Origin of the sequence: Planosporangium thailandense (genome assembly GCF_011947195.1) — a bacterium.
Taxonomy (GTDB): domain Bacteria; phylum Actinomycetota; class Actinomycetes; order Mycobacteriales; family Micromonosporaceae; genus Planosporangium; species Planosporangium thailandense.
The window spans coordinates 136,071-157,669 of sequence record NZ_JAATVY010000015.1; the positions used below are offsets into that span (position 1 = coordinate 136,071).

At 73.6% G+C, this 21,599-nt stretch carries 14 protein-coding genes; 8 read left to right on the plus strand and 6 right to left on the minus strand.

The window, feature by feature from the left end; all coding sequences use genetic code 11:
- Window positions 1-10: 10 nt before the first annotated feature.
- On the minus strand, window positions 11-1,234 hold the full coding sequence (locus HC031_RS20390; protein ID WP_167926960.1) for an MFS transporter: 1,224 nt from the start codon (window positions 1,232-1,234) through the stop codon (window positions 11-13).
- A gap of 70 nt (window positions 1,235-1,304) precedes the next feature.
- On the opposite strand from HC031_RS20390, the gene HC031_RS20395 reads away from it, so the two are divergent.
- Both HC031_RS20395 and HC031_RS20400 read left to right on the plus strand, forming a co-directional pair.
- On the plus strand, window positions 1,305-2,276 hold the full coding sequence (locus HC031_RS20395) for a helix-turn-helix domain-containing protein (protein ID WP_338090756.1): 972 nt from the start codon (window positions 1,305-1,307) through the stop codon (window positions 2,274-2,276).
- Window positions 2,277-2,407: 131 nt separating this feature from the next.
- Window positions 2,408-5,887, plus strand: a complete 3,480-nt coding sequence (locus HC031_RS20400; protein WP_167926961.1) for a phosphodiester glycosidase family protein — start codon at window positions 2,408-2,410, stop codon at window positions 5,885-5,887.
- A gap of 56 nt (window positions 5,888-5,943) precedes the next feature.
- Here the strand turns inward: HC031_RS20400 and HC031_RS20405 are convergent, their stop codons facing one another.
- The 5 genes from HC031_RS20405 to HC031_RS20425 all read right to left on the minus strand — a co-directional run bounded on the left by HC031_RS20405 (window position 5,944) and on the right by HC031_RS20425 (window position 10,584).
- Window positions 5,944-6,960 carry a metallophosphoesterase family protein gene (locus HC031_RS20405; protein ID WP_167926962.1) on the minus strand — a complete coding sequence of 339 codons (1,017 nt, stop codon included), beginning with the start codon at window positions 6,958-6,960 and terminating at the stop codon, window positions 5,944-5,946.
- 158 nt (window positions 6,961-7,118) lie between these two features.
- Complete coding sequence (locus HC031_RS20410; protein WP_167926963.1) at window positions 7,119-7,730, minus strand: response regulator; 612 nt, start codon at window positions 7,728-7,730, stop codon at window positions 7,119-7,121.
- Complete coding sequence (locus HC031_RS20415) at window positions 7,727-8,836, minus strand: sensor histidine kinase (RefSeq protein ID WP_167926964.1); 1,110 nt, start codon at window positions 8,834-8,836, stop codon at window positions 7,727-7,729. Before HC031_RS20415 ends, HC031_RS20410 begins: the two co-directional genes overlap by 4 nt.
- Window positions 8,837-8,857: 21 nt before the next feature.
- The gene (locus tag HC031_RS20420; protein ID WP_167926965.1) at window positions 8,858-9,637 is read right to left on the minus strand and encodes an ABC transporter permease; all 780 of its coding nucleotides are present in this window, start codon (window positions 9,635-9,637) and stop codon (window positions 8,858-8,860) included.
- A complete protein-coding gene (locus HC031_RS20425; protein ID WP_167926966.1) occupies window positions 9,634-10,584 on the minus strand; it encodes an ABC transporter ATP-binding protein in 951 nt (316 codons plus the stop codon). The genes HC031_RS20420 and HC031_RS20425 overlap by 4 nt, the downstream gene beginning before the upstream one ends.
- Before the next feature lie 163 nt (window positions 10,585-10,747).
- On the opposite strand from HC031_RS20425, the gene HC031_RS20430 reads away from it, so the two are divergent.
- The 6 genes from HC031_RS20430 to HC031_RS20455 all read left to right on the plus strand — a co-directional run.
- Window positions 10,748-11,347, plus strand: coding sequence for a phosphatase PAP2 family protein (locus HC031_RS20430; protein WP_338090757.1), 600 nt, complete (start codon window positions 10,748-10,750; stop codon window positions 11,345-11,347).
- Between the two features lie 130 nt (window positions 11,348-11,477).
- Window positions 11,478-12,155, plus strand: a complete 678-nt coding sequence (locus tag HC031_RS20435) for an ATP-binding cassette domain-containing protein (RefSeq protein WP_167926967.1) — start codon at window positions 11,478-11,480, stop codon at window positions 12,153-12,155.
- Window positions 12,152-15,226 (plus strand): FtsX-like permease family protein, encoded by a 3,075-nt coding sequence (locus tag HC031_RS33980; protein WP_167926968.1) that lies wholly within the window; start codon window positions 12,152-12,154, stop codon window positions 15,224-15,226. Before HC031_RS20435 ends, HC031_RS33980 begins: the two co-directional genes overlap by 4 nt.
- Window positions 15,223-18,273 (plus strand): ABC transporter permease, encoded by a 3,051-nt coding sequence (locus HC031_RS20445; protein ID WP_167926969.1) that lies wholly within the window; start codon window positions 15,223-15,225, stop codon window positions 18,271-18,273. The genes HC031_RS33980 and HC031_RS20445 overlap by 4 nt, the downstream gene beginning before the upstream one ends.
- Window positions 18,274-18,309: 36 nt before the next feature.
- Window positions 18,310-19,182 carry an ATP-binding cassette domain-containing protein gene (locus HC031_RS20450; RefSeq protein ID WP_167926970.1) on the plus strand — a complete coding sequence of 291 codons (873 nt, stop codon included), beginning with the start codon at window positions 18,310-18,312 and terminating at the stop codon, window positions 19,180-19,182.
- Window positions 19,183-19,316: 134 nt separating this feature from the next.
- Window positions 19,317-21,599 (plus strand): PAS domain S-box protein (locus HC031_RS20455; protein ID WP_167926971.1); only part of this gene is annotated, 2,283 nt, incomplete at its 3' end.

A 21,599-nucleotide genomic window follows, 5' to 3' on the forward strand; every position in this document is an offset into this window, starting at 1 on the left:
ACCCGCCTTGCTAGCAGAGCGCGGCGGCGGGTTCGGGCGTGGCCGCCGGCTCGGGAGCGCCGGTGCGACGTTCGATCGTGGGGGCCAGTGCCCCGACCGCGAGGGCGGCGACGACGCCGGCGATGGCGCTGAACCACCAGACCACGGCGGGGCCGGCGTCGGCGTACACCGTGGCGCCCACCGCCAGGGCGGCGAACCGGGCGAGGCCCCAGGTCCACTGGAAGCTGCCCTGATAGCGGCCGCGGGCGTACGTCGGGGCGAGGCTCGCGACGATCGCGCCGTGGATGCCGGCGGTCATCGCCTCGCCGACCGACCAGACCACGACGGTCGCGCCGAATGACCAGGCGCCGTGGGCCACCCCGGTCAGCGCGATGCCGACCGCCGTGATCGCGCTGCCGCCCACGTACACCGGGATCTGGCGGAACCGGGCCAGGACGTTCGTGGCGACCGGTTGCAGCACCACCACCAGAACGGCGTTGAGCGTGGCCATGAGGCCGTACGTGGTGGTGGACAAGCCGTGGTCGCGGATGGCCAGCGGCAGGCAGACCTCGGTGAGCGAGTAGATCGTCAGCGCGATGCCGAACAGCGGGAGGAGCACCCGCATCAGGGGATCCCGGAGAACCACCCCGTAACCCGACCCGCCCCGGGAGTCGGCGGCCCGGACGCCACGGCCACGGCCGCCCGGCAGCAGCGCGGCCACGATGAGCGCGTACGCCAGCGAGGTCACCGCGTCCACTGTGAACAGGAGCCAGTAGCCGTGGACCGCCAGGAATCCGCCGAGCATCCCGGCCACCGCCGTGCCGATGTTGACCGCCCAGTGGAGCAGGGAGAAGGCCGTACGCTGCGAATCGGCCGGCACCGTGTCGCCCATCAGGGCGCCGGCGGCCGGGCCGACCATCGAGCCCGCCCCGTTCAGGAGTATGGCCGCGACCGCCATCGTGGCCACGTTCGGCGCGGCGAACAGCAGGCCCTGTGCGAGCGCCGTTCCGATCAACCCGATCAGCATCGTGGAACGCCGGCCGATCCGGTCGGCGAGCAGGCCGCCGAGCGCCGGACCGATCAGGGTGCCCACCCCCAGGGCGCCCAGGACGTACGAGACCTGTGCGGTGGGGACGCCGCGCGATCCCAGGTAGAAGACCAGGAACGGGGTGACCACGTAGCCGAGACGATTCACCATGGTGCCGGCGAAGATGATCCAGGCCGCACGGGGCAGCCCGCTGAAGGTGGAGATCATGACCGGAATCGTGGATCTCGGGTACGCTCGTGACCATTGATTAAGCCCAGGCTGAATCCATGGAGCGACCGTGCTGTCCGAACTGGCCTTCACAGCCGACGACCTGGCCCTGACCCGGTTCGCGGTCTCACCGATGTGGGAGGTCATCGCCACCTACCGGCTCCTCGCGGCCGGCTCGGCACATCCCGTGCACGGCGGCTGGATGGATCAGGTACGGCCCCGGATCGCCGCCGCCGGGCTCGACTCCGGGCTGTTGGCCGAGCTGATCCCGGCCCACGGGTATCTCGCCGACTTCCTCACCCCGCCCCCGGACGAGCCGGCCCCCAGCCTCGACACCGAGCTTGCCGCCATCCGCGCCACCCCGGCCGATCAGATCCGCGCGGATCTGGACGTCCTCGACCGCGGCGGTCGCCGCGGACGGTCCCTGCACACGGATCCGCAGGACTGGCTGGACCGGCTCGTGGGAGAGATCGAGGCCTACTGGCAACTGGCGCTCGCCCCGTACTGGGCCAGAATCCGCGCCGTGCTGGACGCCGACGTGTTCCACCGCGCCAGGCAGGTGGCCGAACACGGCGCGAGCCACCTCTTCAACGAGCTGCACTCCGAGCTGAGCTGGGACGACAACACGCTGCGAATGGTGCGCAGGCAATGCGGGATCTCGCGGGCGACCACCGGTCCGGGACTGCTGATGATCCCGTCCGCCTTCGCCGTGCAGGTGTTCACCTGGTCCCGCCCGGCACAGCCGCCGCAGCTCGCGTACCCCGCCCGCGGCACCGGCACGCTCTGGGAGCGCCGGTCGACCGCGCCCACCGAGGCGCTCGCCGCCGTTCTCGGCCGGACTCGGACCGTCCTGCTCACGGAGCTGGAGGCGCCGGCCTCCACGAGCGAGCTCGCGCAGCGCACCGGCATCTCCGCGGCGGGTGTCTCCCAGCACCTGACCGCCCTGCGTGACGCGGGCATGGTCAGCGCACACCGTACCGGACGCTCGGTCCTCTACGCCCGCACGGCGCTCGGGGAATCCCTCCTGGCCGCCACCGCCTGAACTGGCCGCCACCGCCCGAACCAGCACGGTCGTCCGGTGGCACGGCGGCCTCCACAAGATCATTGCGTGGACGCCCGGCCTCACCTTGTCGTTCATTTCGCCGTAAATCGGTCGCCATAGCGTCGCCGATCATGAACGACCATGACCTTCGGGCCGCGAGTGTCACACGTCGCGGGCTCATCTTCGGCGCTGTCGCCGCCGCCGGACTCGTCGCGACCGGCCGCGCCGCAGCCGCCAGCCCCGGCCGGCAGATCGGATCCGGACCGGGCGCCAACCCCCTCGGCCGCTCCGTCGCGGCTTCCGGGGATCCGCTCACCTTCGTCGTCCCGACGTACCAGACGGCCGTGCCCGGAGAGTCCGTCGAGGCCGGCCGGGTCGACCACCCCGTGGCACCGGGAATCGTGCTGACCTCGTTCGACACCTTCGGCCGTACCGGTTGGCTGCGGGTCCATGTCCTGAACGTCGACCTGGGCAACGAGTACGTGAGCGTGGACCTCGTCGCCGACAAGATCAGCGACCCCCGCGCGCTGTCGCGGGCGGCCGACGCGCAGCACGCCGTCGCCGCCGTCAACGGTGACTACTTCGACATCACCGAGACCTACGCGGCCGAAGGCCCGGAGATCCAGAACGGACAGCTGCGCAAGGCCACGAGCCAGTCGTCGACCGTCGCGGCGATCGGCGCCGACCGGGTCGCCCGGCTCGCCGACCTCGTGGTCACCGGTACCGTCACGGTGGCCGGCACGCGGCGGCCGCTCGCCTCCCTCAACTCCATCACCGTGCCCACCGGCGGCATCGGCGTGTTCACCCCGCTGTGGGGCGCGGGCAACCGCACGCTCATCCAGGAGCCCGGCCCGTACACCGAACTGGTCGTCGCGGACGGCACGGTCACCGCGGTCAACCGCCAGCTCACCACGACGCCCGTACCGGACAACGGCCTGATCGTCCTCGGCCAGGGCGCCGCGGCCGGCCAGCTCGCGGCCACCCGGCCCGGTGACGCCGTCACCGTGTCCTTCGCGCCGCAGACCGACGCGAAGTCGCCCCTTCGCACGGCGCTGGGCAGCGGGTCGGTGCTGGTGCGAAACGGCGCGGCGATCGACTTCCCACCCAGCACCGGAAACGACACGCCCAAGCCCCGTACGGCCATCGCCTGGCTGGACGGCGGGCACCGGTTGCTCCTGGTCGCCGTGGACGGGTCGGCCAACTTCTCCGCGGGCCTGAGCTTCGACGACATGGCGAAGCTCCTGGTCCGCCTGGGCGCCACCGACGCGTTCATGCTCGACGGCGGTGGCTCCACCGAACTGGTGGCGCGGCACCCCGGTGACACCGGAGTCAGCGTCGTCAACACGCCGTCGGACGGCAACGAGCGACCCGTACCCAACGGCGTCGGCCTGTTCGCCCGGAAGGGCTCCGGGACCCTGCGCGGACTCGACGTGCGCCCCCGGGCCGACCGGGTGGTCCCGGGGCTCACCGTGGATGTCACGGCCGCCGGCTACGACGAGACCTGGGCTCCGGCGGCGATCGGCACGCACCCGGTCACCTGGACGGCCGACCCCGCCTCGTTGGGTACGGCGAGCGACGGCGTCTTCCATGCCAGGAAGCCGGGAGCGGGCCGGTTACGCGCCCGTTCCGGGTCCGCCTCGGGCGAGCACGACCTGCGGGTCATCGGCGACCTGCACCGGCTGGCCTTCACCGAGCGGGTGGTCACGATAGATCCGGGCGCGACGGCGCGCGTACGGCTGACCGGGTACGACGCCGACGGGTTCGACGCCCCCGTGGTGCCCCGCGACGTGACGCTCGACTACGACCACTCGGTGATCGACGTCAGAGCCGAGTCCGACGGCAGCCTCACCATCGCCGGCGGCACGAACGCGGACGGCAAGGCCACCACCATCACGGCGACGGTCCGCTCGGTAACGGCGAAACTGCCCGTGCTGGTCGGCCTGATCGACGTCCCGCTGGCCGAGTTCGAACCGAACGAGACCTGGACCGCGACCTCGGCGCGGGGCACCGCGTCGGTCGACTTCGTCGCGGCCCCGGACCGCCCGGGAGCCGGCGCGGGCAACCACTCCCTGCGCCTGACGTACGACTTCACCGGGCAGTCCAGCACCTCTGCGGCGTACGCGGTGGCGGGTCCCGCCCCGATCACCCTGCCCGCCGGGGCGAAGAAGCTCGCGCTGTGGGTCAAGGGTGACGGCCGGCAGCACTGGCTGCGCGCGCAGATGCGTTCCCAGGGCACCACCAACGTGCCGTTCACCTTCGCCCTCGCGGTCGACTGGACGGGTTGGCGGCGCGTCGTCGGCGACCTCCCCGCCGGCTTCTCCGACCCCGTCACGCTGGAGCGCATCTACGTCGTCGAAACCTCACAGACGAACAAGAACGCCGGTCAGGTGGAGTTCGACGGGCTGGCCGCACAGGTCGGCCAGCAACAGCCGGGCGTCACGGAGCCGCCGCAGCCGGATCCCTACGTGGTCGAGCAGGGCGGGGTTCCGGGCGGCCGGTGGACGTTCGCCGTCCTGTCCGACCTGCACGTCAGCGCGGCGGCCGGCCTGAACTCCTTCTCGGGGCGGCAGGCGGCGATCGCCCTGGACCAGGCGGTCGCGAGCAGACCCGACTTCATCCTCATCAACGGCGACTTCGTGGACAACAACAGCCCGGCAGACTTCGACCTGGCCAACGGGTTGCTGCGCGACCACGTCCCGAGCGACCTACCCGTCTACTGGACGCCGGGCAACCACGAGGCCGGACTGTCGGCGACCGGCGGGCTCGACGCCTTCCTCGCCAGGACCGGCCGGCCGAACCGGCAGGTCTTCGACCACAAGGGCACCCGCTTCATCCTGCTGGACTCCCACACCGGCGACATGCGCACCTCCGACTGGGACCAGATTCCGCTGCTGCAGTCGGAGCTGGCGAAGGCGACGAAGGATTCCTCGGTCACCGGCGTCGTGGTCTCCTTCCACCACCCGCTACAGGACCCGTCCGGGGCGGGCGCCTCGCAGCTGTCCGACCAGCTCGAAGCCGGACTCTTCAAGCGCTGGCTGGCCGACTTCCGGGAACGCTCCGGCAAGCCGGTCGCGCTGTTCACCGGTCACGCGCACACCGCGGCCGTCACGCGCGCCGACGGCGTACTCGAGGTCAGCACCCCGGCCGTGGGCAAGACCCCGTACAGCTCACCCGACCACGGCGGGTTCTTCGGCTGGATGCACGTCGGCGTCGATCCGCGACCCGCCCGCGTGAAGCCGGGACAGCCGAGCCCGGAGACCCGGGAGTGGCTGAAGGCCGAGAGCCGACCATTGATCGACGGGATCGAGCTGGCCGCGCCCGACCGGCTCACGGTGGGCGCCTCGGCCGTGGTGTCCGCGACGGGCGTCACCAGCGAGTTCGGCCTGAAGTTCCCGCTGCGCTTCCCCGCCAGCGTCACCTGGAGCGGCGGCTCCGGGCTCGTGGTCGCGAACGCGGCGTCCGAGGTGAAGTCGGCCGGCAAGAGCTCGAAGACCCTGGCCGTACTCGATCTGACCAGCGGCCGGTTGACCGCGGTACGTCCCGGGACGGTCACCGTCACGGTCGCCTCGGGTGGTCTGACCGCGTCGGCCACCGTCACCCTCACCAGGTAGGCGCGAAGCGGCTCCCGCCCCCACGTTTTCGGGGACGGGAGCCGCGACCGTCGCTTTCAGAACGTGTACGGGACCTTGGTCCAGGTCAGCACCTGGGAGCCGGGGCCGTTGACCGTGACCCGCAGGTAGTCCTTGGCGTTGCCGGAACCGTCCACGGTGACCCGCGTCAGGTTCGACACCGGCTTGCTGATGCCGTAGAAGGACAGCCACTTCGAACCGGCACCCAACGGGTTGTCGGTGTTGTAGACGTGGCTGTCGCCGTTGAACAGGTAGACCTGCCCACGGTACGCCGCCGACTCGCGGGCGATGGCCGCCACGATCGGCTGGAAGCCGTAGTAGTCGGTGAACGTCGGGTTGGACACCGTCGGGTCGAACATGTCGGCCTGCAGCATCAGTACCACGGCCCGTTGGTGCTCACGGCGGGCGTCGGCGAAGGTGTCGTGGATCTCCTGGATGGTCGCCGACGTACGGCTGAGCACCTCTGCCGTCTGCTCGGGGGTCGGCGCGGTGTTACCGGTCCACGGCGCGAGGCTGTTGTTGCTGCCGACGACGTCGGCGGCGGCGAAGCCGACGCCGGCCCGCTGCCAACGCACGTTCTCCGGCACGCCGAGGTCGGCCTGCGACTGCACGGGCGCGCTGTGCCGGCCCAGGGTACGGCCGGGCTGCGGGAAGAACACCTGCCGGACCTCGGCCAGCCGCTCCAACGGGTTGTATCCCCCGTTGTTGGCGCGGTGGCAGTCGGTCCACTCGTTGTCGCCCACGGTGTAGACCAGCGGGTCCTCGAACTGGTCGAAGTCGCTCCTGATCTGCTGGAAGTAGGTGTCGCTGCAGACGCTCGACCCGTCCTTGATGTCGCCGAGGTGGGTGACCCACTGTACGGCCGGGTCGGCGTTGATCTGCGCGACAGCCTTGGGGAAGTTGGCGATCGCGGTTGCGCCGTAAGGGATGTCGCCGATGACGGCGAAGGTGTAACCGGTGTCGGCCGACGCCGAGGCGGACGTGGTGATGGCGGAAAAGGACAGGGTCGCGGCCACGACGGACGAGGCCAGCGCAGCGAGATGTCGCCGCTTCATGCGCTCTCCTTGTTGCGAGGTGCCGGTCGGCTGTCGTACGACAGCCGAGTGGGATCTCGTCACAACCAAGTACCCGCGCCTGTCCGCTCGCATCCCGGCACATAGCCGGCGACCGACGCGCAGGTGAACAGTGACGTCGCGGCTGCCGGGCCGACGGATCAGCGCAGCAGCCAGCCGTTGTCGACGGCGACCCGCACCGCTTCGGCCCGGGTGCGGGCTCCGGTCTTACCGATCGCCGACGACAGATGGTTGCGGACCGTCCCTTCCGACAGGTGCAGGGCGCGCGCGATGTCGGCGACCGTGCCCCCGTCCCGCGCCGAGCGCAGTACGTCCGTCTCGCGGTCGGTCAACGGGGAGTCGCCCTGCGCCAGCGACTGCGCGGCCAGCACCGGATCGACCACCCGCAGCCCCTGGTGCACCCGGCGGACGGCATCGGCCAGTTGCCGGGCCGGCGTGTCCTTGACGACGAAGCCGCTCGCTCCGGCCGCCATCGCCTGCCGCAGGTAACCGGGCCGGCCGAAGGTGGTGACCATCAGGACCCGGCAGCCGGGCACCTCGCGGTTCAGTTCCCGCGCGGCTGCCACCCCGTCCAGACCGGGCATCTCCACATCGAGCAGTGCCACGTCGGCCGCGTGCTCACGGGCCGCGCCGACCACCTCGTCGCCGCGACCCACCTCGGCGACCACCGTCAGGTCCGGCTCCAGGTTGAGCAGCGCGGCCATCGCACCGCGTACCAGGGCCTGGTCATCGGCGAGCAGCAGTCGAATCACGAGGGCACCTCCACCCGTACCCGGAATCCCGGCTGGTCGTCGCGCCGGCCGGCGCTCAAGCTGGCGCCGAGCGCCTCGGCGCGCCGGCACAGCCCGGCCAGGCCCTGGCCGCCGGAGGCGACGGGGTCGGGGCCGACGCCGTCGTCGACGATCTCCACGCTGTCGGCGGTGAGCCGGACCTCGCAGCGGGTGGCCCGGCTGTGCCGGACGACGTTCGTGACCGCCTCGCGGATCGTCCAGGCGAACAGCTCCCGCAACCGGCTGGGCACCTCGTCCGCGGCGCCGGGGAGTTCGGCGGTGACGTGCGCGGCCGCGAGCGCGGAGCGGGCAGCGGCGATCTCTCCCGGCAGGGAGACACCGCGTACCCCCAGGGCCGTCGCCCGCACGTCGGAGAGCGCGTCGCGGGCCAGCGCCTCCAGGTCGCGTAGCTCGGCGCGGGCCTTGTCGACATCCACGTCGAGCAGTCGCTGCGCGAGCTCCGCCTTGACCGTCACCACGGTCAGCGAGTGGCCGAGGATGTCGTGCAGGTCGGCGGCGATGCGGGCGCGCTCGTTCGCCACGGCGAGGGCCGCGAGCTCCTCCTGCGCCCGCAGGAGGCGGCGCTGCCGTTCGATCGCCAGCCGGATACCCCAGGCGGCCACCGAGCCGAGCAGCACCGCGAGCCCGTAGCTTCCGTCCTTCCAACCGGGCACCAGGTAGGGCAGGCCCGCGCCGACGACAGCCAGCACCGCCGCCACCGGTACCGCCTGCCGTCGCGGCAGGTAGACGATCGCCATCGGCGCGACGTAGACCAGGCAGGCCAGGGCGTGGTGTCCGGCTCCCGGTACCTGCAGGACGGCGAGGACGAGCAGCGTGACCAGCGCCAGCCAGATCCTCCACACCATGCCCGGTTCAGGGTCCGCGGGCAGCGCGTGGCGGACGTGCCGCAGCAGCGTGAACGCGACGACGTACAGCACGGCGAACGCGGCCAGCGCCGCCAGCCCCACGTCACGTCGCCACCCGTCCGGCCGCGCCAGCAGCGCGGTCAGGTTCCCGTTGAGGAAGACCAGCCATACGGCAGCGGAGATCCACCCGTAGCGGGGCCACCTGGCGTTGGCGTCGCTCATGGCGGGAACGGTACCGGTCGCTCAGACCCGGGCGGTGTCACGCCGGAACCGCCACATCGCGCCGACGGCGAACACGGAGGTCCAGACCGCCACGTTGAGTACGCCCAGCCACAGCGAACCGTCGTGGCTCAGCGGGTAGCGGGCGATCTCGCCGACCCCGTACACGGGGGTGAACTTCGCGATCGTCGCGAAGACGTGGCCGAGCTGGTCCACCGGCACGAACAGGCCACCCGCGAACGACAGCACGCCCAGGACCGGGCCGAGGATCTGCATGACGTTCTCGCTGGGCAGCAGGTACCCCATGAACAGGCCGAAGGCCGCGAAGACAAGCGCGCAGACCCAGGCCAGCAGACCGCACTCGATCCACGCGTGGACGGGTAGCCGCGCGCCGATGGCCCCGCCCACCGCGAACGCGACGATCACCGAGACCAGCCCGATCGTCATCGCCAGCACGAGCTTGACGGCGATGTACGCCACCGGCCGCAACGGCGTGAGCCGCAGCTGTCGGCTCCAGCCGGCGGCACGCTCCACGGAGACCATCGCGCCGCCACTGGTGGTCGCGAGCATGGCCCCGTAGACGGCCATACTGACCATGATGTAGCCGGTGACGTTACCGGCCCCCACGCCGGTGCCGCGGTACTTGGCGTTGTTGCCGAACAGCAGCAACAGCACGGCCGGCATGACGAACGTGAAGATGACCGTGCGCCGGTTGCGCAGCATGCGACGCAGTTCCAGGCCGACCAGGGCGGGCGAGAAGCCCCCGAGCGGCGGCAGGGTGCGAGCGGGCGTGGCGGTGGTCATCGGCTGCTCCCGTTGTCGGTTGCGTCGTCTGCGGTCAGGGCGAGGAAGGCCTGTTCCAGGTTGCGCGAGGTGATCTCCAGGTCGCGGGCGTCGGTGCGGGTCAGCAGGTACCGGGCGACCGCGTCGGCGTCGCGGGCGTGCACGACGACGGTGTCGCCGCGGACCTCCACGGAGTCGACGCCGGCCAGAGCACGCAGCGCGGCCTGGTCCGCGCCCGGCAGGGTGGCCCGCACCGTGCGGCCACTGGCCAGCGCCTTCACCTCGGCGGCGGTGCCGTCGGCGACGACCTCGCCGCGCCGGACGAACACCACCCGGTCCGCGTACGCGTCGGCCTCTTCCAGATAGTGCGTGGCGAAGATGACCGTACGGCCGGATCGGGCGTCCTCCCGGATCGCGGTCCAGAAGTCGTGGCGGCCGCCGACGTCCATGCCGGTCGTCGGCTCGTCCAGGATGAGCAGTTCCGGGTTGGGCACCAGCGCCATGGCGAAGCGCAGCCGCTGCTGCTGACCCCCGGAGCACTTGCCGACGAGGCGGCGCCGGATGTCGGAGATGCCGGCGCGCTCGAGCGCCTCGTCGACCGTGCCGCCGCCGCGGCCGAACAGCGTCGCGGTCAGCTTGACGGTCTCCTCGACCGTGTAGTCCTTGAGCAGCCCGCCGGTCTGCATGACCGCGGAGACGAGGCCCAGCGCGACCGCGTCGCGCGGCCGGCGGCCGTACACGCGGACCTGCCCGGCCGTCGGCGCCGACAGGCCGAGCACCATGTCGATGGTGCTGGTCTTGCCGGCGCCGTTGGGGCCGAGCAGCGCGACGACTTCGCCGGGACGGATCTGCAAGGTGATGCCGTTGACGGCGGTCACCGTCCCGAAGCTCTTGACCACCCCGTCCAGGTCGACGGCGAGGTGGTCGGAGGGTCGGGTGACGGGCGCGGTATCGGCGGTGATGACCATGTTCTCATCCTGGCCAGCCGATGCCGTCCGTCGATCGTCCGCTCGTCACGTCCGCACCATGACATCTGTCAGGGGTGTGAGCGATCCCGCGGCCCGGTGAAACCACGATCACCCGGCCGGACCAGGGCGACGCGGGCGAAGAACATGTGGTCCACTGTGCGGCGTGCCTCCGACCGCGACACACCCGCCACCGCGCGGCGCCTCCATCCGCGTCGCCCGACTGGTGACCGAGGCCCTGTCGCCCGCCGTGCTGGTCGCGGCCATCTCGATAGCGGTCGCCTGGCACAGCCGCTCCCCGGTCTGGGGTGTGGTGACCGCCGGCTTCGCCAGCGCGGTCCCCTTCCTGTACGTCCTGCGCGGGATCCGCCAGGGTCACTACGACGACCACCATGTCCGTGCCCGGGAGCGCCGCCCGCCGGTCATCCTCTTCGCCGGGGCGTCCGTGGTGGTCGGGCTCGTCGCGATGGCGGTGTTCCACGCGCCGCGCGACCTCGTCGCGCTGGTGGTGGCCATGCTGGCCGGTCTGGCGCTGGCGCTGGCGGTCACGGTGGTCTGGAAGGTCAGCTTTCACACCGCCGTGTCGGCCGGCACCGTCACCACCCTGGCGTTGGTGTTCGGCCCCTGGCTGTTGCTGTCCTGGCCCGTCGTCGCGCTCGTGGGGTGGTCACGGGTGCGGCTCGGCGACCACACCGTGGCCCAGACGGTCGTCGGCGCGGTCCTCGGCGCCGTCGCCGCCGGAGCGGTCTTCCCACTCGTACGCTGATCCCCCGCGCCCGTCGCCCTGCTGACCGACGCAGGATCATCCGAACGAGGGGGTGATCCGATATACGTGTCGATGTGAGACTTGTACTCATGATCGATGTCCCGCCCGCCGCGATCAGGATCGAGAGATCGTGACGACCCTCGTTGTGGACGGGCTGACGGCGGGGTACGCCGCCGGCGCGCCGGTGCTGCGCGACGTGTCGGTACGGGTCGAGCCGGGACGGGTCCTGGCCGTCACGGGACCGTCCGGGGCCGGCAAGACCACGCTGCTCCGCGCGATGGCCGGGCTGTTGCGGCCCGAGCACGGCACGGTGACCGTGGACGGCGCGCCGCTGCGCGACCGGGACCACGCCGTCGCCGCGCGGGTGGTGTTCATCCCGCAGGGCAACGGCCTCGCCGCGATCCTGACCGCCGCCGAGAACGTCCAGGTCGCCCTCATCGCGCAGGGTGCGAGCCCGACGGACGCCCGGCGCACCACTCTGGACGCACTGGACCGGCTGGGCCTCGCGGGCCAGGCCGACCAGCTCGTCGAGGAGCTGTCCGGCGGACAGCAGCAGCGCACGGCGACCGCCCGGGGGCTGGCCCTGCGCGGCGCCGTCCTGCTCGCCGACGAGATCACCAGTGAGCTGGACGCGCAGAACCGGCAGAAGGTGATCGACCTGCTGCACGAGGAGGCCGCCCGGGGCGTCGCCGTCGTGATGGCCACCCACGACCCCGAGGCGGCCGCCAGCTGCGACGCCGAGCTGCATCTCGTGGACGGCCGCGCCGAACTGGTCCGCGGGTACGCCGACCTCCCGGCCGGCGCATGACCCGCTCGACCCGGTCGATGTCCATGGTCCCGGTGGCCCTCGGCGCCCTTCGGGCGCGGCGCGCCCAGACCGCTGTGCTGCTGCTCATCGCGGCGCTGGTGACCGCAGCGGCGGTGGCCGCTCCGTTCTTCGTGCTCGCCGCGAGCGAATCCCTGGCTGCCCACGACGTGTCGCTCGCACCGGCCGGGCAGCGGCTGGTCACCGCGTCCCGCGCGCTGTCGGTGTCGGACGGGTCGGCGCCGTTCGACCAGTACCGCTCCGACATCCGCCGCGACCTCCGACTTCCCGGCTTCGACCAGGTGACCGGGGCCACCGCGGACGGGGTGGTCACCGGACCGGCCGGCAGCGCCGCGTCCCCCCTGGCGGCGCGCGACGACGTCTGCGCGCAGGTGGTGCTGCGGGGCGGATGCCCCACGGGCACCGACGACGCGCTGGTATCCACCCAGACCGCCGCGGATCTCGGCGTCGGGGTCGGCGACCGGGTCCGGTTCACCACGCCCGCCCGCGACACCCCGCTGGTGCTGCGGGTCAGCGGGCTCTACCAGCCGCGCGACCCCGCCGCGCCGTACTGGGGCGCGGGCGGCCTGCTGGCGACCGCGACCAGGCCGGCCGCCTCCGCCGCGGCCGACAGGCCCAGGGGAACCCCGGACGCGGTGTTCGTCACCTGGGACGGCCTGCGCGCTTCCCGGGTCGCCGACGCCAGGTACGCCGTCGACCACATCGCCACCCCGGCCGGGCTGAACGCGCTCACCGCGGCGGACATCGGCCGGGCCGTCGACGACGGGGCGGCCAGGCTCAAGGCCGACGGGTACCAGCTCGACACCGACCTCCCCCGCCTCGTCGACCGGGTCCTGACCGACCAGCGGACGATCCAGCTCGGCGTACCGCTGGGCGCGGGGCAACTGGTGCTGTTCGGGTGGTACGCCCTGTTCCTCGCGGTCACCGCGGAAGCGACCGCGCGGCGGGCCGACATCGGCCTGCTCAAGCTGCGTGGCCTGCCTCGACGCCGGATCTGGTCGCTGGCCGGCCTGCAGAGCGCGCTGCCCGTGCTGGCCGGCCTGCTCCCCGGCGTACTGCTGGGCTACCTGCTCGCGCGGGCGCTCGCCGGTGGCGTCGCCGACCCGGGCCAGCGCCGGCTCGCCGTCGCGCTGGCCGCCGGCGCGGCGGCCGTCGCGGTCCTCGGCGGCCTGCTCGCCGCGCTGATGGCCGAGCGGCGCACGGTCCGCGCCGACGTGGCCGAACTGCTGCGCCGGACGCCGCGCCGCCCGAAGCCCGGCCGGCGCCGGATCCTGCGAGCCGAGATGGTCGACCTCGCGCTCGCCGCGCTGGCGCTGGCCGCCGTGTACCAGGTGCACTCGGCCGGGCAGGGCAGCGGTCTCGTGGTGCTCGCGCCCGGACTCGTCGCGTTCGCGGCCGGGCTGCTGGCCGCGCGGCTGCTCCCGCCGGTGGCCGCCCGGGTGGCGCGGGCCGGCCTGCGCGGCGGCCGCCTGCGCGCCGCCCTAACCGGCACCTACCTGGCCCGGCGCCCCGGGTTGGGCCGGCTGTTCGCGCTCGTCGCGATCGCGTCCACGCTGGCCGGGTACGCCGCCCTGGCCTGGGGCACCTCGGCCGCGGCCCGGCACCAGCGGGCCGTCCTGGAGGTGGGCGCGGACCGGGTGCTCACCGTCGCGCCGGTCGCGACCGGCAGGCTGCTCTCGGCGGTACGGCAGGCCGATCCGTCCGGGCGGTACGCCATGGCCGCGGTGCAGACGGCCACGAGCGCCGTGCCCGCCGTGCTCGCGGTGGACAGCACCCGGCTGGCCGCGGTGGCCGCCTGGAGCCCGGGGTACGGGTCGGTGCCGGACCGGCTCGCCACCCTGCTGCACCCGCCGGCGCCGGCCCCGGTCCCGGTGGTGGCCGACCGGCTGCGGTTCACCGTGACCGTGAACGCGCTCGGTCCCGGGTCGACGTATCTGACCGCGATCCTGAGCGGCCCGGATGGCCGGCGGGTGCTGGCCGGTTACGGGCCGCTGGCGGTCGGCCGGCACGACTACGAGACGGCCGGTACGCCCTGTGCCACCCCGCCCGGCTGCCGGCTGGACGGCTTCGCCCTCACCGGCGCGGCGGCGGTCGCGGGTCGGCCCCTGGACGCGCCGGCCCCGGGCCTGGATCTGGTGCTGCACAGCTTGTCCGGCGCCGGCCTCGCCGACCGTGACCGGTGGCGTCCGAGCACCGATCCGGTTTCCGTGGGCCCGGTGCTCCACAGTGACCCGAGCGGGCTGCACGTCACGCTACCGGCCGGCGACTCGTTCACCGACGGCGTCCGTCGGGATGGGCAGATCCTCCTGGTCGACGCGCCGACGCCGGTACCGGTGGTGCTCGCCGGACAGCTCCGTGACGCCGGGTTGGTCGGTGAACCGGCGGTCGGGCTGTTCGCCTCCACCGCGGTGCCGGTCCGGGTCGCCGCGCAGGTCCCGGTGCTGCCCCGGCTCGGTCGGGCGGGCGCGCTGGTCGACCTGGACTACGCCGACCGACTGGTCGACGACGGCAACGGTCCCCGGGTGTCGCAGGTGTGGCTGGCCGCCGGCACGCCGGCGGCCGTGGTGGACCGGCTGCGCGCCGCCGGGCTGCGCGTACTCGAGGACGAGACGGTGGGCGGGCGGGCGGCCCGGTACGCGGGATCCGGGCCGGTGGCGGCGCTGCGCTTCCAGCTCCTCGGTGCGGTGCTCGCGGTGATCCTGGCCGGGGCCGGCGTGGTGCTGGTCGCGGCGGTGGAGCGCGACCCCCGGGCCGAGGAGCTGACCGCGCTGCGTCACCAGGGCCTGCCGGCGCGGGCCGCCCGTGCGAGCGCCTTCGACGGGTACGCCTGGTTGACCGGTGCGGCGCTGCTCGCCGGACTGCTGGTCGCCCCGGTGGACCGGCTGGTCACCGGAGCCGTCCTGCCGCTGTTCAGCGACGACTGGCGGGTACTGCCGCCGCCTCCGCTGCTGGGGCCGGGCGCGCTGCTGGTGGCCGTCGGTTGCGCCGTGGTACTGATCGGCGCGGCAGCCGGCTTCGCCGGATACCAGCTCGCCCGGCGGGTGAGCCGATGATCGCGCTGGTCCTCGCCGCGCTGCGGGCCCGACCCGGCCGGGCGCTGGCGCTGTTGCTGCTGACGGTCGCCGCGGTGGCGGCGGCCGTGGCCGGGCCGGTGTTCCTCGCCGCGGCCGACCGGTCGACGATCGCCGACGAGGTCGCCCACGCCACGCCGTTCGAGCTGACCCTGCAGGCGCGCGACACCATCGACCTGTGGCAGGAACGCAGCCGCACGTTCGAAAAGGTCGGGCCGCAGCTGGTGTCCGGCCCCGGCCTGACCCCGGTGTTCTCCGCGGAGTTCGGCGCCTATCTGGACGGGCCGACCGGTGGCGGCGGTACCCGGCTCACCTTCCGGGAGGGGGTCTGCGCGCACCTGCGGATGGTCGAGGGGCGGTGTCCGGCGGGCACCGGCGAGGTGGTCCTCAGCCGGGCCACCGCGGCGCGGTTCGGCATCCACAACGGACAGCCGGTGGTGGAGCACGAGAGCGTCGTCACCCGGGACGGGCCGGCCCCCACCGGGCCACCGGCGACCCTGGCCGTCGTGGGCATCTTCGAGATCGGCGATCCGAGCGACCGGTACTGGGCGGACCAGCACTACTTCGACCCCACCCAGGGCGGCGACGACGCGTTCCGGGTCGGCGAGCCGGTGTTCACCAGCCGCGGGACGGTCGAGGCGCTCCGCCACCACAACGAGCTGCAGAAGGTGGACGCGCTGCTCGACCCGGCGACGCTGACTCCGGCGCGGCTGGCCGCGGTCCGGGCCACGATGTCCGCCGTGCGGGCGCGCGCCGAGCAGAGCCCGATCCCGATCGGCAGCGGCCAGAACCAGATCCAGCTGGGCACCGGCCTCCCCGACCTGCTCGACCGCATCGACGCCGACCGGGCAGGCGTGCGCGAAGTGGTGCCGCTGGCCGCGATACCGCTGGTGGTGCTGGCCTGGATGGTGCTGCTGCTGGCGGCGGGCGCCGCCACCGACGCCCGCCGCGGCGAGGTCGCCCTGCTCAAGCTGCGCGGTACCGGCCGGGCCGGCCGGTGGTGGCTGGTACTCGGGGAAAGCGCGCTGGCCGTGCTGGTCGGCGCGCCGCTGGGCTATCTCGTCGGGTACGCCGTGGTCGCGGCGACGGCCCGGCTGCTGCTGCCGGGCGCCGGCCCGGTGACGCTGTCCGGGCACGCTCTCGGCTGGGCCGCCATCGGGGTGCTCGGCGCCGTGGGCGTCACCCTGCTCGCCCAGCGCCGTCCGTTCGCCGCACCGGTCGCCGAACTGCTGCGCCAGGTACCGAGCCGGGGCGGCGGCTGGCGCGGGCAGGCCCTGGAGGCCGTCCTCTACCCGCTCGCGGTGGCCGCCGTCGTGCAGCTGAGGGCCAATCCCGGCCCGCTGACCGGCGTCGCGCTGTTCGCGCCCGGCCTGGTCGTGCTCGCGGTCGCGCTGCTGGCGGCCCGGCTGGCCGGACCGGTGATCGGCGCGATCGGACGCCGGGCCATGCGGCGGGGCCGGCTCGGGGTCGCGCTCGGCGCGCTGCGGCTGGCTCGCCGGGCCGGCGCCGCGCGGCTGCTGGCGCTCCTCGTGATCGCCGTGGCCCAGCTGTGCTTCGCGGTCACCGCCGCCGGCGTGGCGCAGCGGGCGACCGCCGATCGGGCCGCCGTGGAGCTGGGCGCGGCGCGGGTGCTGACCGTGCTGCCGCTGCCGCGGACCGACCTGCTCCGCGCCGTACGCACGGCCGATCCGACGGGCCGGTACGCGATGGCGGCGGCCACTGTGCCGGCGGTCAACGACGGGGACCCGCCGACGCTGGCCGTCGACGCGACCCGCCTGGCACGCGTCACGACCTGGCTGCCCGAGTTCGGCCCGCTGACCGCGGCGCAAGCGGCCGACCGGCTACGGCCGAAGGGTGGGTTCGACCCGATCCTGGTACGCGGCCCGTCGATCGGCGTGGAGGCGACCGCGACCGACGTACCCGCGGAGCGGCAACCGCACCTGGTGGTCCATCTCGCCCCGGTTGCCGGCGGCCCGTCGCAGCCGGCCGACCTCGGTGTGCTGGTGCCCGGCCGGCACCGGTACAGCGCGTCCATCGCGGACTGTCCGGGCGGCTGCCGGCTCGTCGGTATCGAGGTCGCGCTGTCGGCCAGCACCGACGTGGACCTCGTCCTGCACGGCCTGTACCAGGGTGATCCGGCCACCCCGATCGACGCCGGGCTGGTCCAGCCTGGACGGTGGCGGGCGCCGGCACCGGGCGCGGCGACCACGGTCCCGACGCTGACGCCGGGGCCGGACGGGCTCGCGGTCAGTCTGCGCCTGGGCGGGCTGAAGGCGGACCCCTGGATCATGCCGACCTACGGGGTGTACCCGCTGCCCGTGGTCACCGCCGGTCCGCTCACCGGCGACGTGCTGGGCGGCCCGGACGCGACACCGCAGCGGGTACGCACCGCCGGCACCCTGGCCGTCCTGCCGCAGCTCGGCCGCCGCGGTGTGCTGGTCGATCTGGAGTACGCCGAGCGGACCGCCCGCGACTCCGGGACAGCGGTCGAGCCGCAGGTGCTGCTCGCCGCTGACGCACCGGACGGGCTGGTGGACAAGCTGCGCCAGGCCGGCCTGACCGTCGTCGGCAGCAAGACCGACGCCGACCGGGTGCGCTACCTGCAACGCCAGGGTCCGGCCACCGGGCTGCGCTTCCACCTGCTCGCCGGAGCGCTCGCGATTCTGCTCGCGCTGGGCGGGCTGGCGCTGGTCGCCACCGTCGACCGGCGGACCGGTGGGCAGCTGCGCGCGCTGTGGGTACAGGGTGTGCCCCGCCCGACCCTCGCAGCGGCGAACCGGTACGGGTACACCGGGCTGGTCCTGGCCGCACTGCTGCTCGGACCGCTCGCGGCCGGCGCCGCCTGGCTGCTGACCGGCCGGTCGATCCCGCTGTTCGCCGACCGGGCGCAGACCGTTCCGCTCCCCGGCTGGCCGGCGTGGCCGCTGCTCGCCGCCGGCTGGGCCGCGGCCGGCCTGGTGCTGCTCGGATCCGCGCTGGTAGCCGCGCGGATATCGGCGGCCGAGCTCGACGACGGCGGCCGGGACTGACGGAATGCGCGGGAAGTTCGAGGCGGGGAGGGAAACGTGACGGGACTGGCGGTCGCCTGCCGGCGGGTCGTGCACATCTACCGGGCTCAGGCCGGCGACGTGGTCGCCCTGGCCGGCGTGGACCTGTCGATCAACCCGGGAGAGATGCTGGCCCTGGTCGGGCCGTCCGGCTCCGGCAAGTCGACCCTGGTCGCTCTGCTCGCCGGTCTGATGCGCCCGTCCGCGGGCCGGGTGAACATCGGCACCTACGACATGGGAAAGCTGTCCGACACCGAGATCTCGCGCCTGCGGGGCACCGAGATCGGCGTGGTGCTGCAGGGCGCGGCGCGCAACCTGCTCGGGTACGCCAGCCTGCACCGCAACATCTGGCTGGCGCAGCGGCAGGCCGCGCGTACCTCGGGCATCCGGCTCGACGACCCGGACCGCATCCTCGACCTGGTCGGGCTCGGCGACATGGGCCGTGCCAAGGTCGATGAGCTGGCTCCGGGGGCACGGCAGCGGGCCGCCCTCGCGGTCGGCATCGCGGCCGGGCCGGGCCTGCTGCTGGTCGACGAGCCGACGTCGCAGCTGGACGTGCGTGGCCGGGACGAGGTGCTCGCAGTACTCGAAACCGTGAACCGGGAGCTGGGTACCACGATCGTGGTGGTGACCCACGACGGCGAGGTGGGCGCCCGGCTCGGCCGGGCGGTGACCATTCGCGACGGCCGCGTCGGCGCGGAGGGCCGCGACGGGGAGGACTTCGCGGTGGTGGCCGGCGACGGGACCGTCCAGCTGCCCCCGGAGGTGCTCGGGGCGTTCCCGCCGGGCACCCTGTTCAAGGTGGACCACGAGGACGGGACCGTGTCGTTGGTGGCCGGCGGGGCACACCGTACGCTCACGGGGCCGGACGCCGCGGATCCCCCGGCCTGACCGGCCGGCCGGAAATACCTCAAGGCCCCGGTCCATCGACCGATTTGCTAAGCCGACGCCATCCTCGCCCGGACCGCAGGAACTAAAAGACCAGCGTCTGCCGGGCCAGACCGGGCACGATCGGAGTGCACGCGGTGAACGCTTCCCTGCCGACCTCGTTGCGGGACGGCATCCTGGCCGCGGTCGGGCAGGCCATGATCGCCACCGACCTCACCGGACGGGTGCTGTACTGGAACGCCGCGGCCGAGAAGCTGTACGGGTACGAGGCCGCGCAGGCCGTCGGCCGGGAGCTGAGCGATCTCATCATCCCCGCACCGGGCCGCGCCGCGGTGGCCGACCGGTGGGCCCGCGTGCGCGACGGCGAGACCTTCAACGGCGACTGGCAGCTGCGCGACAAGGACGGCCGGATATTCACCGCCTACCTCACGTCGACGCCGATCCGTGACGACAGCGGCCAGGTGGTCGCGCTCCTCGGCGTCTCCTACGACGTCTCCACCCGGCGACTGCTGGAACGGCAGGCCCGTCACCTCGCCGCCATCGTCGAGAACTCCGACGACGCGATCGTCGAAATCGACTCCGACGGCGTCATCCGCACCGTCAATCCGGCGGCCACGGGCATCACGGGGTACGAGCCCGACGAGCTGGTCGGCCGGGACTTCGAGCTGCTGATCCCGCCGGCGGAGCGCGCGCGGGTCGAGGCGTCGCGGGCCGCGGCACTGGCCGGCCGGTCCCCCGGCATCCTGTCCACGAAGTTCCTTCGCACGGACGGCTCGGTGGTCGACGTGGCGGTGCGCCTGTCGCCGGTCCGCGCCGAGGACGGATCAATCATCGGAGTCAGCGCGCTGTCCCGGGACATCACCGCGGAGCTGCACGCGAAAGAGGAGCTGGCCGCCAGCGAACGGATGTTCCGGGCCCGCTTCGACCAGGTGGGCCTCCCGCAGGCCTCGATCTCGTTGTCCGGGCACTTCCTCAGCGTCAACGACGCACTGTGCCGGCTGCTCGGCCGGCGGCGCGAGGAGCTCGAGGGCGCCCCGCTGCACCGGTTCCACCACCCCAGCGACACCGGCGCGGGAGAAAAGCACATCGCGGCCATGCTGGGCGGTACGGTCGACACGGCCACCTGGGAACGCGTCCTGCAGGCGCGGGACGGCTCGGCTGTCCCGGTACTGATCCACTCCGCGGTACTCAAGGACGCCGACGGCACGCCGTACGGCGTCGGCACCTTCCTGCACGACCTCCGCGATCTCCGCGCCGCCGAGCAGGCGCTGCGGGAGTCGGAGGCCCGGTACCGGGCCATCGCCGAGACGGCGCAGGAGGGCATCTGGACCATGGACACGACCGGGCGCACCCTGTACGCCAACGACAAGCTGGCGGCGATTCTCGGTGTGCCCCGTGAGGAGATCTACCGGCGGCCGGTGCCGGAGCTCGTCGGCGCGGCGAACGCCCGCATGATCGCCGATCGGATACGCACCCGCGCCGCGCGGGGCGCCGAGGAGTACGAGGTGAACTATCCGCACCCCGACGGCGGGGCGCGGATGCTGCGGGTGAGCGCCAGTCCGCTGCGTGACGACACCGGCCACGCCGGGTCGCTGGCGATGATCGCCGACGTGACCGGCGCCCGCCGGGCCGAGCGCGAGCTGCAGCGCCGGGCGCTGCGCGACGAGCTGACCGGCCTGGCCAACCGCGCGCTGCTGACCGACCGGCTGGACCGGGCCGTCTCCCGCAGCGCGCGGACCGGCTCGCCGCTCGCCGTCATGATGATCGACCTCGACCAGTTCAAGCTCATCAACGACACCTGGGGCCACGAGGCCGGCGACCAGCTGCTCAAGCGGGTCGCGGAGCGGCTGCTGGTGGTCGTGCGGGCCGAGGACAGCGTCGCCCGGTTCAGCGGCGACGGGTTCGTGGTGGTCTGCGAGGACACCGACCAGGACCGCGCCATGGAGATGGCCGACCAGCTCGTGACGGCGTTTTCGGAGCCGTTCGCGCTGGACGGGCAGCGGCTGCACGTACGCGCGTCCGTCGGCGTCGCCGTGTGCCCGCCGCACTCGGCGCCGGACCTGGTCCGGTTCGCCGAGGCCGCCATGTACGACGCCAAGGCGCGCGGCCGCAACCGGGTCCAGCTCTTCGACGCCGCGCTCGCCACGGAGTCCGCCGACCGGCTGGCGCTGACCAACGACCTGCGTGACGCCCTCGTCGGCGACGAACTGGTCCTGCACTACCAGCCCGTGATCGACCTGGCCACGGGCCGGGTACGCGGCGTGGAGGCGCTCGCCCGCTGGCACCATCCGGGCCGCGGTTCGGTGTCCCCGGCCAGGTTCGTCGCCGTGGCGGAGGCGACCGGCCTCGCGCCGGCGCTCGACCGGTGGGCGCTCGACCGGGTCCGCCGCGACGCCGCCGCGCTGCGGGCGGCGATGCCC